Annotated in this window: 8 protein-coding genes and 1 pseudogene; 7 read left to right on the top strand and 2 right to left on the bottom strand. The window is 41.9% G+C overall.

All coding sequences use genetic code 11. The features are described 5' to 3' along the window. Positions 1-148: 148 nt before the first annotated feature. The 7 genes and pseudogenes from QV280_RS14320 to QV280_RS14290 all read left to right on the top strand — a co-directional run. Entirely contained in the window at positions 149-1,375 is a 1,227-nt protein-coding gene (locus QV280_RS14320; RefSeq protein WP_152820632.1) for an SEC-C metal-binding domain-containing protein, read from the top strand. 29 nt (positions 1,376-1,404) lie between these two features. Next, complete coding sequence (locus QV280_RS14315) at positions 1,405-3,501, top strand: DUF262 and DUF1524 domain-containing protein (protein WP_152820629.1); 2,097 nt, start codon at positions 1,405-1,407, stop codon at positions 3,499-3,501. 139 nt (positions 3,502-3,640) lie between these two features. Continuing rightward, positions 3,641-5,770: a RecQ family ATP-dependent DNA helicase gene (locus QV280_RS14310; protein WP_152820627.1), complete on the top strand. Its 2,130-nt coding sequence runs from the start codon at positions 3,641-3,643 to the stop codon at positions 5,768-5,770. A 13-nt stretch (positions 5,771-5,783) separates the two neighbouring features. Beyond that, the gene (locus QV280_RS14305; RefSeq protein WP_253912548.1) at positions 5,784-7,241 is read left to right on the top strand and encodes a DNA-processing protein DprA; all 1,458 of its coding nucleotides are present in this window, start codon (positions 5,784-5,786) and stop codon (positions 7,239-7,241) included. A 307-nt stretch (positions 7,242-7,548) separates the two neighbouring features. Then, the gene (gene pglZ / locus QV280_RS14300) at positions 7,549-10,269 is read left to right on the top strand and encodes a BREX-1 system phosphatase PglZ type A (protein ID WP_152820623.1); all 2,721 of its coding nucleotides are present in this window, start codon (positions 7,549-7,551) and stop codon (positions 10,267-10,269) included. A gap of 144 nt (positions 10,270-10,413) precedes the next feature. Further along, on the top strand, positions 10,414-12,453 hold the full coding sequence (gene brxL, locus QV280_RS14295) for a protease Lon-related BREX system protein BrxL (protein ID WP_367869577.1): 2,040 nt from the start codon (positions 10,414-10,416) through the stop codon (positions 12,451-12,453). A gap of 153 nt (positions 12,454-12,606) precedes the next feature. Continuing rightward, a pseudogene (locus QV280_RS14290) lies at positions 12,607-13,144 on the top strand (ISAs1 family transposase); the annotation flags it as partial. 110 nt (positions 13,145-13,254) lie between these two features. On the opposite strand, the gene QV280_RS14285 reads toward QV280_RS14290, so the two are convergent. Both QV280_RS14285 and QV280_RS14280 read right to left on the bottom strand, forming a co-directional pair. Beyond that, positions 13,255-14,298 carry a GMP reductase gene (locus QV280_RS14285; RefSeq protein ID WP_152820620.1) on the bottom strand — a complete coding sequence of 348 codons (1,044 nt, stop codon included), beginning with the start codon at positions 14,296-14,298 and terminating at the stop codon, positions 13,255-13,257. 417 nt (positions 14,299-14,715) lie between these two features. Further along, a complete protein-coding gene (locus tag QV280_RS14280) occupies positions 14,716-16,227 on the bottom strand; it encodes an NAD(P)H-hydrate dehydratase (RefSeq protein WP_152820618.1) in 1,512 nt (503 codons plus the stop codon). Positions 16,228-16,344: the final 117 nt, after the last annotated feature.

Raw genomic sequence — 16,344 nt, 5'->3', positions numbered from 1 at the left:
TACACTATGAGTTAATCCACATCGTTCTCGATGTGGATTCCTCTACAGCTATTTTGAGCTAGGTAATAAATACCAACACACTCATAACCTATGCACCAAGAGAACTTGAAGCTTAAGGTTTCTAACTTCCAATTTAAATGGCACATAAATGAATGACATCGAACTAGCGTACCAAATTGACACTTCAGTAGGTGAGCAATACCAACACGCTTTTGAAGCCCGAAGCTTATATAAAGGTTCAGAGGTACATTTCATAAGAAAGGCTCTCGAAGCATTTGTATTTAATGCTCTCGATGAATACCAACTCCCTATTTGCTCTAACCTACATGACAATATTGAAGCAATGAAGTCAAGTGCCGCTTTCTCTGAGGGTGTTATTGTGTTGTGCCATAGTGTCCGAATACTGTGCAACCAGCAACTGCACTTCTCTTTTGAAAATAATTCAAAAGAACCACAAACAAAAGATGATGCCTTTGATAAATTTGAACAGTTACTCTGCACTTATTTTATTTCTGTTGGTGGACACCTTACAGAATACGAGAGGAGTAAACTCGACGCTTGTGATTTAAAGAAAGCGATTGAAAAAATATATGTAGAGGAAGATTTAACTAGCCCTCAGATTGCTAGCGTAGCCTACTACTGGTATGAGAAACACAAAGGTGAACGCAACCCCGTAACAGGACAAATCGACTCAATGGGTAACCCCTTTTTCTTGGAGTCTGCTGTCGCCTTAATGAAGCAACACCTCAAGACAAGCGATGATTCTTTACTACGACTTTACTTGTGCTTTTTAAGCGAGCCTGCGCTCATTGATAATCACTTTGAAGAGTTGTATTCAATTGCTGAATTAAAAGTCGCAGAGGGGGATTTAGAGTTCCTTAATTATCTAAACTCCGTTTCATTATTCACCAAAAAGAATGTTCAAAAAACGGCTGATTATTATCGACATGCCTATGAAAATCACAAAGAACAGTTGTCTGTAGATGAACTGGTGACTATATACAGCTACTTTAGTGGTTTGGTTCACTACTACGAAGGCGTACAGCCAGATGCTAATTTAGCCAAAGAAGCCCTCTTAACTGCTGTTGATGAAAACTCTAGTCAGGCTCTACGTTTTTACGCTACCGATTTATTTAAAGGTTTGTTGTTCGATCAGGATTTCAATAAATCATACGAGGTTTTAAAACAACTAGAAGAACAAGAACCCGATTGGGCGGCTGAAACAAGAACAATCTTACAAAAACAGTTTCAATTAGGACGTATCTCCGACAGCTCTGGTAAAGCACACACGCCAATAAGTTCAACTAAGTCTGTAGGTCGCAATGATGCTTGCCCATGCGGGTCAGGAAAAAAATACAAAAAGTGTTGTGCATAAACATATAATTTAACTCAGTTGGTGTAACCATGAAGGCAACAGAAAGTAAGTTATTTAAATTTCTACAGAAATCGGCTCAATTCATCATCCCGATTTACCAGCGACAGTATAGCTGGACTCAAGATCAATGTGAGCAATTATGGAAAGATATCATTCGTGCAGGAACAACTGATCTTGAGGCTCATTTCATCGGTTCGGTAGTCTACGTAGAACGCGGCTTATACAGCCATAGTGATGTCCCACAACTATTAGTCATTGATGGTCAGCAAAGACTGACTTCCACAACGCTACTAATCGCTGCATTAGTTTCAGAACTAAACGAGCGCAATACTGACAATACCCCCGTCATTGAGGGTACAAATGCTAAAAAGCTCAAGAAGTATTACCTTTGTAATGATGCTGAAGATGGCGATCTCTATTTCAAGCTTCTATTAACAAAAGCGGATGATAAAGAGCTAAGAACAATCATCGACGGTGAAGCAAAACACGATGATGATGCCACTTCTCGTGTGATTCAAAACTACCAGTTCTTCAAAAATAAGCTGAGTAAACTCAGCAACGATCAAGTATCCGAAATCTACCTTGGCCTTCAAAAACTTCTCATTGTAGATATTGCTTTAGACCGTGAAAGAGACAATCCTCAGCTTATCTTCGAAAGCCTCAACTCAACAGGTCTAGACTTGAGCCAAGCGGATCTTATCCGTAACTTCGTACTTATGGGGCTTGAGCCAAAACAGCAAAACACTCTATATGAAAAATACTGGTTCCCGATGGAAAGCGACTTTGGGAACGGTGAGTACAGTTGGTTGTTTAATCAGTTCATGCGTGACTACTTAACACTTAAAACTAATAAGCCACCAAGAATCAACGATGTATATGAAGCGTTCAAAAAGTATGTAGGTAATTCGCATCTCGACATAGAAGACGTTGTGGCAGATGTACGTAAGCATGCTCAGTTCTATATCGCTTTTTCCCTTGAAAAAGAAAAAGAGCATAAGTTACTTGAAGCATTTCAAGACTTAAACGCATATAAAGTGGACGTATCTTATCCATTGATACTAGAGCTGTATCATGATTACGATAGTCAAATTTTAACCCTCGATGAGTTCATTGAGTGTGTACGTCTCATTGAAAGCTATGTCTTCAGACGTTATGTATGCGACATTCCCACTAATTCACTAAACAAAACATTTGCTAGCTTCGCTCGTTCGATTCGGAAATCAAGCTATCTGGAGAGCTTTAAAGCTGAGCTTATCTGCTTTACCTCTTATCGCCGTTTCCCATCAGATTTAGAATTAAATCGATGTTTACAGCATAAAGATATGTACAACGTTCGCAGCAGAGCCTATTGGTTACGTCGTCTAGAAAACTACGATAGGAAAGAACGTATCAGCGTTGAAAATTATACGATTGAACATGTATTGCCTCAAAACAAAAACCTCTCAGCTAAATGGCAGCAAGCATTGGGTGACGAATGGAAGTCAGTACAAGAAGAGTACGTTCATACCATTGGCAACCTCACATTAACAGGCTACAACTCTGAGTTGAGTGATCGATTCTTTACCGAAAAACGAGATATGGAAGGCGGTTTCGCAAACAGTCCATTAGCCTTAAACCAAAGCTTAAGAAACCATGAAACTTGGAACAAGGAATCCATTCAAGTTCGCTCTAAACTGCTCGCAGATAAAATGCATACAGTATGGCGATACCCGAATTTAGACGAGAAAGTACTCAAACAGTATCAAACTCAGCCTGCGGAAAAATCTGCTTATACAATAACAGATCACCCGTACATTGCTGTCGGCTCCTCAAAGGAACTGTTCCAAGCCTTTAGTCAAAAAGTGATGTCGCTGGATGATAATGTGAGGCAAGAGTTTTTAAAGCTTTATGTTGCTTTCAAACTGGATACTAACTTTGTCGACGTTGTCCCTCAAGCTTCTGGCCTAAGGCTATCACTCAACTGTAAGTTCACCGAGATTTATGATCCTAAGAATCTATGTAGAGATGTGACTAATCTTGGTCGATGGGGTAATGGTGATGTTGAAATCAAAATCAGTGAGTTTTCAGACATCCCCTACGCCATTCAACTGATCCAGCAAGTTATTGATATGCAGGTTGAAGGTTAATATTCATTGAGTTAGAGCAAGCACAGCCTTAACACTGTGTCTTGCTTTACTGATACAAACAGAGCCTGTCTTAAATATATAAATCGAAATAGACAGTGAGTATTTTAAATTCACATTACAACGTCAAATGGCTTTTACAATGTTTAGAAATTCAAATAATAGTTCAAACCTTGAAACACAAGGCTTATCGCTCTTACAGCAAATGACAGGAAGCGAGCATGCAACGTTTCATGATGACCAATGGGAAGCGATAAGCGAACTCGTTGAAAAACAAAGTCAGCTTCTTGTAGTACAACGAACAGGCTGGGGTAAGAGTGCCGTTTACTTTATCGCCACCAAACTGCGTCGCATGCAAGGAAACGGGCCCAGTATCATTATTTCCCCTCTCCTATCCCTTATTCGAAACCAAATAGACAGTGCTGCTAAGCTCGGACTTAATGTTGTTTCTTACAATTCTTCAATGGATCGAGATGAAAAAGCCTCTGCCGAACGTCAAATCCTAAATCACAGTGTTGATGCTATTCTAATTGCACCAGAGCAATTGGGGGATACTAAGTTTGGCCAAGAAATTCTGCCACAAATTGTAGGGAATATAGGATTATTTGTAGTCGATGAGGCACACTGTATTTCTGACTGGGGACACGACTTTAGGCCCGATTACGGTCGCATTGTCCGAGCCATCCAGTTTATGCCCCGTAACATGCCTGTACTGGCTACCACTGCTACCGCGAATAACCGAGTTGTGACGGACATTCAAAGCCAACTGGGAGAAAAGCTAAAGGTATTTCGTGGCTCACTGATGCGAAGCTCTCTTAATTTACAAAACGTCCATGTACGCAGTAAATCAGCTCGCTTAGCATGGCTTGCAGAGAACTTACCTAAGCTACAAGGCTCTGGAATCATTTATTGCAAAACAACGAAAGATGCCAACATCGTTGCAGAGTTCTTACAATCACTACATATTAATGCGCATGCTTACCATAGTGATATAGATGGGGACAATAAGCCCCGACTGGAACAAACATTACAGAACAATCAAATCAAAGCTCTTGTTGCAACTTCCGCATTAGGCATGGGGTTTGATAAACCCGATCTAGCGTTTGTTATCCACTTCCAAGCACCAGGTAATATTGTTGAGTATTATCAGCAGGTGGGTCGTGCTGGTCGTGGTATCGATAACGCACTCGGAATCCTTATGGTTGGTGAAGATGACGCTCGAATCCAACAATATTTCATACAAAATGCTTTCCCTAAAGAAGAACAGATAGATTCTTTTTTGCAGCTAATCGAGCAGCACGACGGTATCAAATTAGCCGAATTAGAAAAACACATGAACTGCTCAAGAGGCAGGCTCACTCACACCATCAAGTTTCTAACATCAGAGTTTCCCTCGCCTATCATGAAAGATGGTCCTAAGTACTTTAGAACAGCCTCAGATTACCAACTACCCCATGATAAGATCGAACGATTAAACGACCTGAAAGAGGATGAGTGGCAACGCTTACTAGCATATTTCGACGGATCGTTAGACCGTTGTTTAATGCAAATTTTGGGAGAAGAATTAGATGATAACCAGATTCAACCTTGTCACAAGTGTGAGCACTGCAATCCAAGCAGCAAGCTACCCGAAGCTGTTTCTCAAGAGCAGATAAACAAAGCATCTGATTTTTTACGCAACCGATATATCAAGCTCGAACCAAGAAAACAATTTGGCGCCTCTAATGATGCGGTACAAAGTGCATTTCCTGTCTATCGTCTACCTAGAAAAGATAATACTCTTCTTTGCGAAACAGGCTGGGCCCTCTCTACATGGCGCGATGGCGGCTGGGGAGACTTGGTTGCACAAGGAAAGTTCAACGACGCGTTTAGTGACGATCTAATCGCACCTATGGTCAAAATGCTTAACAGCCTGCCCTATGAACAGCGACCGACATGGATAACTTACGTTCCATCACTTAGGCATCCAACATTAGTGAAAGATTTTGCACACAAGCTAGCGTTCGCCATGAATATTCCTTGTCGAGATGTTATTTCTGTCGCTGAGTTGCGTCCAGAACAAAAGAGTATGGAAAATAGCCATCATCAAAGTAAAAATTTAGATGGTGCGTTTAACTTGGATACAACCCAAATATACAGCCATCCTGTTTGGCTTTTAGATGATGCAGCCGATTCAGGTTGGACTTTTACTGTAATCGGGGCATTATTGAGAAGAGCTGGCGTACAACGAGTTGTCCCTATCGCGCTAACTAGTACAAAGAATAACCAATAGAATGAATCATATTATGCAAAATGAACTATCAGAAAATACCAAAGCAATGCTAATGCTCACGCATTACTTCAACCGTTCCGATAGAAGTGCATGTAAGCCGTTGACCGATAATGGGTTCGGTTATCTAGCTCACTGGATGGCGGCAAACCAATTTCAGCCTCAGGATTTACTAGACAATGATCGACTAGAATCTTTCTTTGTCGAGTTTGGTGATGAAGCTACACATTTCGCTTCTAAAAATGCGCTTTCTGGCTCTATGAGAGGTCTAGATAAGACTGTTTTGGAGATGACAAAAGAACGGTTCCAATCATTATTATCACGCGGTATGGCCCTATCGCAAGCACTAGAAAAATGGCAAAGTGCAGGTATTTGGATTATAAGTCGAGCAGATAAAACCTACCCAGTTCAGATAAAGTATGGATTAAGAGAGAAGGCACCAGCCATCTTATTTGGTACAGGGAATATCGACTTATTGAACTTTAAAGGTGTCGGCTTTGTTGGCTCTCGTAATTGTGGTGCAACGGACGAGTCAGCCACTATTACCTATGTTGATGATATTAATCAACATGGTTTACAAGTTGTTTCGGGAGCAGCAAAGGGCGTCGACAGTATTGCGATGCATCGTTCGATGAGCAACGGTAGTAATTCCATTGGGATTCTTGGTGATAGTTTGTTTAAAGCTTGTGGTGATAGCCAATGGCGAAGCTACTTAAAGAGTGGTCAATTACTTCTACTCTCTCCATTTGACCCTGAAGCAAGTTTTGGCCGTGGTCAAAATGCAATGCAACGCAATAAATATATCTACTTCTTATCTGAAGCCGTTGTCGCAGTTTGTTCTGGTTTAGAGGGCGGGACGTTTAATGGAGTAAAAGAGAATTTGATAGCTAATTGGTGTCCTCAATACATCTCACGCCATGACTCCCCTAACTTAGCTGGCAACGAAGAAATACTGAATGGTTTCCCTAGCAGCAAAACCAAAGTAAAAGTACTTACACAAGCGAACTCAATTACGCCAATGGATTCTTTATCTTCTGCTTTGGGTGTCGTTGGAGAGACAGAATCAAATTCAACAGACACTGCTATAAATATTAAATTAGATGACGATTCGCCTACTCCGAACACGACAAGCCTATCAGAAGAGGAGCTCGCGTTAAGTGCTTCTGAGGGTCTACAAGAAAGCTCTCATAATGACGATGCTAACAGCATGGCTAACATCCACCCTGCATTCTGTGGCTCAGAAACACTCGCATTTTTCTATTTTGATTTACTTGATTTATTCAGGGCAAAGCAAACGAATGATGCTAGTCATGCCTCACTATCGGAAGCGGATATTCTTAAAGGTTTACATGTGTTGGTAGATATCATAGGAAAGGCCGCCGTTACTAAATTGGTGTCGCACTTTCAAAGTCATGAACTACTCATCCGTCCAGGCCGAGCTAAAATCTATCAAATCGTTGATATTGAAAAGTAAGATTTATAATGATCTTGAGCAGCCTATCCGCTGCTCTTTTTCACTACGCATACTTCATCTTCTAATAGTGAATTCCGCCCAAAAAGCCACCATCCAAATCATAGAGGCACTAAGTTTAGAAAAGTATGACAAAGCTTGGTTTTTCATAGTTTGGATGAAATCATGAATCCAATAAATACTTATACATAGTATCGGGACACTGGAATCTTTCATCAGCGTGTCATCAGCGATTTTCGCTCTAAAAAGTGATAAGCTATTAATTAGTTACCACTTTTAAACAGCCACACTCAGGCGAAGTAAAACAACGATGAATATTGATCAGATCACTAGTGGGCTAATAGCCAAATTTGAAAAAAGTAGACTTGTCTTTTGGCAGGATACTGACAATGAGTTTAACGATCTCATTGAATCACTATCTCTTAATACGTCTTACGAAAGCACTCAAGTTATCTACCTTGATACTTTGTCCCACTTGGAGGTAAAGTATCGTATTGAGCTAATGGAACCTGAAACGGCTTTCCTTCTATACAGCAACACGACTCCTAATGATCCTACCCGCGACTGGCTGTACGATATCAGGCTTTACGCACAAGAGTTTTATGCAGATAGCAGCTCCATGATTCTGAATGACATCGGTATGAACATGGAATTTCGCCCTGCTATTGCTAAATATAAGACATTCTTTGGTAGCAAGCAGCGCGTAACACGATTAAAGAAGATTCTTCCTCCTTCTGCTACAGAGCGAGAGCTAGAGCTAGCGCTAATTGCAGCGGCATTGAAGATAGAAACACCAACGTTTGTTACCATTTTACAAACCCTTCTAGTACAACTATCCGTCGAGTTTGATTCTAAAGAGCTTTTGGTAGAACTTGATAAATTCAATTTGAATGGACCGTTTTGGCAGTTTGCTTACGAAGAACTTGGATATATTGTTGAAGCAACAGATGACTCCAGTCACCTGAAACCAACGATTCAAGAACTAGCAGTAAAGCTTCTCTTTACAGAATGCTATCAGTCTCTTATCAACAGCGGCTGTTCAAACAGTGACGAGGTCGTTGAGCGTTTTACTACACATCTACTACCTATGCCTACTCAAGAGCAGCTTGAAGCAGGATATACCGCTGAGCGCGTAGGTCTAAATTCAGGCCGTCGTGCTCAAGTTGTAAGTTTTGTCGTACAATTACGTGAAAGTCGTAGTTGTCAAGATGGCTATAGTAGCCTTTCTCGTCGTATAGAAAGTGATTATGAAATCTCAGATAAATTGCGTCTAATAGAATCACCTGAAAAGCTAAGGCTCGTTGAAACATTTGAGTTTGCAGACAAACAGTTATCAATTTTACTTGCAAAACATATCGCTTCATTAAGCTCAGAAGAACTGAACAGTCTTGTATCACACCGTCTCACGACTCACTGGTGCCATGTTAAAGCTGAATTTGTGGATACAAAGTATGCGAACGTTTATAAGGCAATCAAAGCAGCGAAACAGTTTTACTCTCTTAAATCTAAATATATTGATGGCTTTGATTTTGATTCAGCTAAAAATCTTTATAGGGCTTACGAGCAAGAGCTTTTCCTTTTCGATACGGCTTATCGAAACTTCTGTGAGAACGCTAACTATGTTGCTCACCAAGGCTCAGACATTCTAAAGAAACTAAAGCTGGTCGAAGACATCGAAGACTTGTACGTAAATTGGTACTTGCATGATTTAGCCATTGCGTGGGGCAAACATGTCGACGATGAAAACTTATTAGACACATGGAAAATCCATGGCGTCTTCAACCAATATGACTTCTACAACAATGAAGTAGAACGCATCTTCCAATCAAGTCAGATAAAGCGCGTATTTGTAATTATAAGTGATGCCCTTCGTTATGAAGTCGCACATGATATACATGAGCAAATAAATAAGGAAAAACGCTTTAAGTCTGTTATCAAATCACAGCTTGGTGTCGTGCCTAGCTATACTCAGCTTGGAATGGCGTCTTTATTACCTCATAAAGAACTGACCGCTCACATCGGAAAAGATGTTAAATACAAAGCTGACGGTCTGAGTGTTCATGGTTTGGACAACCGACATGCTGTCCTTGAAAAATATCGAGGTATGGCAGTAAAAGCTTCTGATGTTCTTAATTGGACAAACGAAGAGGGTCGTAAGGCGGTAGCTGATGCTCGTGTTGTATACATTTACCATGACCAAATAGACGCCATTGGTGATAAAGCGGCAACAGAGAATCAGACCTTTGATGCCTGTGCCTATGCTATCGAGCAAGTTAGATTACTTGTCGAGCGCATCATCAACAAATTAAACGGTAACAGAATTTTGGTCACGGCTGATCACGGTTTCTTATTTAAATCAAGCGATGTTGTTGAGTCAGATAAAACCGCGCTATCCGTAAAACCAAGTGGGACGGTAGAGGCTAAAAAGCGTTACCTTATCGGTCAACAACTTCCAAAAGACAGCTTCTACTGGAAAGGCAACATGGCTGTAACAGCTAAGTTATCTGCTAATGGCGACCAAGCCGAGTTTATTGTTCCTCGAGGCTCAAACCGCTTTAACTTTGTGGGTGGTGCTAAGTTCATTCACGGTGGAATAATGCCACAAGAGGTTTGTGTTCCTGTCCTTCGTATTGAACACTTGAAAACAACCAAACAAAAGACGACTGCAAAACAAAAAGTGGGGGTAGTGCCACTTAGTAATGGGCTTCGTATTGTTACACTTAGTGAAAAAATTGAGTTCTTACAAACCAATGCCATTGGCGATAAATTTAAAGAACGCAATCTAAACATTTGGATAGAAGACCCTGAAGGCACTGTTGTTTCAAACAAAACACAGATACTATTTGACTCTTCATCCTCAAATTCTGATGAACGCAAGCGCAATGCGATACTGACGCTAAACGGCAGCAACTTCGATAGAACTACCCCATATAAACTAATTATGTGGGATAGTGAGCAGGGTGATCGCTACGCAACTCATTCGGTAACAATCGACTTAGCAATCCAAGACGATTTTGATGATCTTTTTTAACGGAACCTATTCATGATTGACGATAACAACGATAGTAAAGCAACGGAAGTTCATCACTACCATCATTTTGACAATGAAGAAAATGGCTCATCCCCGCAACCTGATGAAAGTCCCCTTTCTCAAGAAGAGAGCATCGCACAAGAAATCAAAGATGTTCGAGATGTCGACTTAGACGATCTCATGACCACTGAGTTCAAAGGACGCGTTGTTCGCAAAGACTTAACGAAACAGCTTAAAGAAGGGGCAAATGTCCCTGTTTATGTCCTTGAATATCTACTTGGTATGTACTGCTCGGCAACCGATGACGACCTTATCGAAGCAGGAATGGGACGTGTTAAGAAAATCTTAACGGATAACTACGTTCGACCTGATGAAGCTGAAAAGGTTAAATCTCTCATACGTGAGCGTGGTACACATAAAGTCATTGATAAGATATCGGTTAAGCTCAACCAAAAGAAAGACGTCTATGAAGCAAGCTTATCAAACCTAGGTATCAAAGATGCTGTGATCCCTGCCAGCATGGTGAAAGAGAACGAGAAACTACTCACTGGCGGTATCTGGTGTATCGTTACGCTAAGCTATTTCTTTGAAGAGGGACAAAAGACGTCACCATTCTCTGTACTTGGTCTTAAAGCAATCCAAATGCCATCGATGAATATGGACGAAGTCTTTAATGCTCGTCGAAACTTCTCGATGGTTCAGTGGCTAGATTTGCTATTACGCTCAATCGGTATGGAGCCTACAAACCTTGAGCAAAGGGCTAAGTGGCATATATTGGCTCGCATGATCCCGTTTGTAGAAAATAACTATAATGTCTGTGAACTTGGCCCTCGTGGTACGGGTAAATCACACGTATATAAAGAATGCTCTCCGAACTCTTTACTCGTATCGGGTGGTCAAACAACCGTTGCTAACCTCTTCTACAATATGTCTTCACGCCAAGTAGGGCTTGTAGGCATGTGGGATATTGTGGCGTTCGATGAAGTTGCTGGTATTCGTTTTAAAGACAAAGACGGCGTGCAAATAATGAAGGACTACATGGCTTCAGGTTCTTTTAGCCGAGGTCGTGACTCCATTGAAGCAAAAGCCTCTATGGTTTTCGTCGGTAACATAGACCAAAGCGTAGAAACTCTTGTTAAAACAAGCCACCTACTTGCTCCATTCCCTCAAGAGATGATCGATGCCGCTTTCTTTGACCGTTTCCACGCCTATATACCAGGGTGGGAAATACCTAAGATGCGTCCTGAGTTCTTCACAAACCGTTTTGGATTGATTACAGACTATCTTGCTGAGTATATGCGAGAAATGCGCAAACAAACCTTCTCTGACGCTATAGATAAGTTCTTTAAATTGGGCAACAATCTCAACCAACGAGATGTGATTGGTGTTCGTCGCACAACTTCGGGGTTACTGAAACTGCTCGTTCCACACGGTGAATATACCAAGGAAGATGTTCGCACTTGCTTAACATACGCATTAGAAGTTCGTCGCCGTGTCAAAGAACAGTTGAAAAAAATCGGCGGTATGGAATTCTTCGATGTGAACTTCTCTTATATCGATAATGACAGTCTTGAAGAGTTTTTTGTTAACGTACCAGAACAAGGCGGTTCTCAATTAATTGCACCAGGTATTCCAAACCCAGGGGTGATTCACTTTGTTAGTCCTGGCCATAATAGCAAACTTGGCGTATTCCGCGTAGAAACGCAAAAGACAGCAGGAAATGGCAAACTTACGACTTCAGGCCTTAGTTCCGATACTGAAGCAAAAGAACAAGTAAAGATCGGGTTTGAGTATTTTAAAGGCAACTTGTCACGCATTGCTGCAAATAGTCAGTTCTCAGACCATGAGTTCCACCTGCACTTTGTTGACTTACAAATGTCGGGTAATTCTCACAGCTCAAGCCTTGCCTCTCTGATCGCTAGCTGTTCAGCTTTGCTGAATAAGCCTATGCAAGAATCAATGGTTGTACTTGGGTCGATGACACTTGGCGGTGTGCTTAACCCAGTGCAAGATTTAGCTGGTTCTATGCAAGTCGCTCTTGAAGCGGGTGCAACAAAAATATTGATTCCGATGGCATCTGCCACAGACATCCCAACCGTGCCAGCAGAGACATTTACCAAGTTCCAAGTGAGCTTCTATAGTGATCCTATTGATGCTGTATATAAAGCGCTTGGGGTTAGTTAGGCTCATTTCTAGTAATAAAAACAGTTTCAACGATAAGCTATTACGCTCTTGTAATACCAATATCAATATCTATATCTATATCAAAGTGAACAAACTTTCCTAAATATTCAAAGACGATTACCGATCAACGCTAAGGTGCAAAGGTCGCGAATACTTGCTGCAGTAAAGAGTGAACAAAGAAAACTAAGAAAGACGGTAGAAAAAGCATTCTCTTCTCAGCGAGCAAATGTCGTAGATAACCTCTCTCTTGAGTAAGAGCAAGGATGTGTAGAATCTCGCCAGTGCTATGTTTTTGACGGTACAAAACTTAAAGGAAACTATTCTTGCAGGGAAGGCTTGAAGAGCATTTTAATGCTTGAACACTCCGCCTTGAACAAGAAAAAGCACTCGACCTAGAGTATTATTACTACATCAGTTCTAAAACACTAAGCGCAGAGCAAGCCGTGATGGCTGTTAGAGAGTATTGGGAGGATAGAGTCAATGCATTTGTCACAATGGATGAAGATGCACGCCAGATATACAAAGACACGGTGCAGAGAATTTGTCTTGCCTACGCGATATGAGTTTCAACATGCCCCGAGAAGAGCCAATTAAGTTACACATTGTTGTAAAGCAGAAACGATGCATTATGTATACAACCACGCTAGAGATTATATTAAGCGCTAGTTTTACTCAGGTAGTGAAAAACTAGGCATTCATGCAGTTGCCCTGCTCACTCATCCTCTACTCTTTACAAATTCGAAAAAAAGAGCCGCTTACGCGACTCTCCCCAATTCAAAATTTCCCCGAATTATCTAAGACTCACTCTTTCCCAAACACATTATTCTCTTGCTCTTGCACGCGAATAAACGTAGTACGTTTAGTCAATTCTTTAAGCTTCGCCGCCCCCACGTAAGTACATGTAGAGCGCACACCGCCTAGGATGTCTGAGATAGTGTGGTGAACACTGCCACGGAATGGCAGTAGCACGGTTTTGCCTTCTGCTGCGCGGTATTTTGCTACGCCTCCAGAGTGTTTCGCCATGGCTGATTCTGATGACATGCCGTAGAACTTCATGTATTGCTTGCCGTCTTTTTCTATGGCTTCGCCGCCTGATTCTTCGTGGCCGGCTAGCATGCCGCCTAGCATGACGAAGTCTGCGCCGCCGCCGAAGGCTTTTGATACGTCTCCGGCGCAGGCACAGCCACCATCGCCGATGATCATGCCGCCAAGGCCGTGTGCTGCATCGCCACATTCGATGATGGCTGAAAGTTGTGGGTAGCCTACGCCTGTTTTAACGCGAGTGGTACATACGCTGCCTGGGCCGATGCCGACTTTTACGATGTCTGCGCCGGCAAGAATTAGCTCTTCACACATGTCGCCGGTCACTACGTTACCTGCTGAAATGACTTTAGTTGGGAATTCGGCGCGCACTTTTTCTACGTATTCGACAAGGTGTTCTGAGTAACCGTTGGCGATATCAACACAGATGAAAATAAGTTCTTCTGACAGTGCCATGATTTGTTTGGTTTTCTCAAACTCGGCTTCTGAAGTGCCGGTTGATACAAACACATTTTTCAGTGTTTTGCTGTCTGCGTTTTTAACGAAGTCTGCCCACTGCTCTACTGTGTAGTGTTTGTGTACGGCGGTCATTACGTCGTGCTCGGCTAATGCAGCGGCCATTTCGAATGTTGCAACAGAATCCATGTTGGCGGCGATAACAGGTACACCAGACCATTGACGACCACTATGCTTGAATGTAAAATCGCGGGTTAAATTTACTTGGGAACGACTTTTTAGTGTTGAGCGCTTAGGGCGAAACAGTACATCTTTAAAGCCTAACTTAAGTTCTTGTTCGATACGCATTGTGCATTTCCTTGATTCTTATAAATGACGTGCCAATTACAATGCAGGTCGTGCTTTGGCAGAAGCGTTGACCATTCTTCGGACACAAAAAAACCGGAGCGTTGGCAGACGCTCCGGTTTTCAGCATTATAGGTTCAGATTAAATTGTCGCAAGACTGATTTTTTGTTTTTATTTGTGCTACTATCTTGAAACTTGCAAATCTGCGCCCTTCCTAAATTCGTTTATTCTTTTAAATCAACAACCTATATTCCTTAACTTATTCCCAGATACTTTTAGTTACATTATGCGCTCTGTTATAGTGTGACCTGAATCACTAAAGTGAAGTAAAATCCGTATTTTCCTTATTGAAATTGCACGTTTTATAGCTGACTTTTCTGCTTATTTTGCTACTTTTTCTTAAATTTCTGATGTTAATTCTAATTTTGGTTTATTAACGTACGAATTTCAGGCAATAAATCTGACGCAAGCATCCCTATGCTCCCCTCTTTTTTAGCCTTATTATCCGCCGCTGTAGAATGTAGCCATGCACCTAAACACGCCGCTTGCACCGGCTCTAGCCCTTGGCACACTAACCCAGCAATAACGCCCGTTAATACATCTCCCATGCCGCCACTCGCCATGCCTGAGTTACCCGCTGTAATCACCTGCGTGCTTTGCCCATCACATATTAATGTGCCCGCACCTTTAAGAAGAACCACGCATTGAAATTTTGCCTGTAACTGATTAACCGCTGCGTATCGGTCTTTTTCTATGTCTGCGACGGTAACGCCTAATAAACGCGCGGCTTCACCTGGGTGCGGCGTTAAAACACAATCGTGTAATTCAAATGGTTCGGCGCTACTGGCCAGCAAGTTAAGTCCATCAGCATCGATGATTTTGGGTTTGTTTTGTGCCATCGCCCAATTAAATAAGGTCTTTGACCAAAGGTCAGTCCCTAATCCTGGGCCAATGGCTATCACACAGCTACTCGCAAGTGCGCTATGGCTAATGAACTCATCTATTTCACGCTGGTTTTGATTTGTAATGGCCATCGCCATGATCTCAGGCTGACGCACTAATAAAGGCATAATGGAATCGGCATGAGTCATTACATTAATTAAGCCTGCTCCAGTTCGAGCGCAGGCTTGCGCGGCCATAATAATAGCGCCGCTCATTCCTTGATTGCCTCCAACTAACAAAGCGCGACCGCAGTTACCTTTGTGAGCAGATGCCTCCCTTTGTGGAATAAGTGCCTGTGCTTGCGGCTTTGCAAAAATGGTCGTGTGGCTTGACTCCAGATGGGAAAATTGAGGCGAAATACCTAAGTCAGCTACGTATAAATTGCCGACCACATTGCGCGCCTTGCCAGTCACTAATCCGAGTTTATTGCCGACAAAGGTAATGGTTTCAGTCGCTTTTATTGCACTACCTAAGATCTCACCGGTATTGGCCTGTAGCCCTGATGGAATATCTAAACTCAATATAGGGACGTTAAGCGCATTAATGCGGATGATATCGAAGGCAAGGTTATCCCTGACCTTATTGACAAGACCAGTACCGAGCAAACCATCCACAATAAGATCGTATCTGTCATTACTTTCGATGGTGTTAAGAATACTTTGGCTGCGCAAAGACCACTTCTGTTTGGCTTTATAAGCGTCAGATTGAGTGTCGGGATTTTGGGAAGTGCAATAAGTTGGTTGAAAAACATCGACCTCATAGCCCGACTCTAGTGCTAAGCGCGCCACAACAAAGCCGTCTCCGCCGTTATTGCCAGAGCCACAACACACCAATATTTTGCCTAAATCGGGAAGCATCACCTGCACACGTTCAAACGCGGCCTGCCCTGCACGTTCCATTAATTCGTACAGCGTTATTCCAGCAAGCTCTGCTGCACTGGCTTCGCTTCGTTTGATTTGCTTGGCAGAATATAAAGTATTGATGCTCATTAGTTGCCTCGTTTTACAATGGCGATAACTAATAATACCAATCTCAGCAATTAAGTGATCAAAAAACCGCTATAGCTTATTAAGCTGTAGCGGTTTTAAAAAATTGTGGCTTATATT

It is taken from the genome of Vibrio sp. B1Z05 (assembly GCF_052955985.1).
Note: the sequence above shows the minus strand (reverse complement) of the source record. Positions and strands in the feature narration are given on the sequence as shown.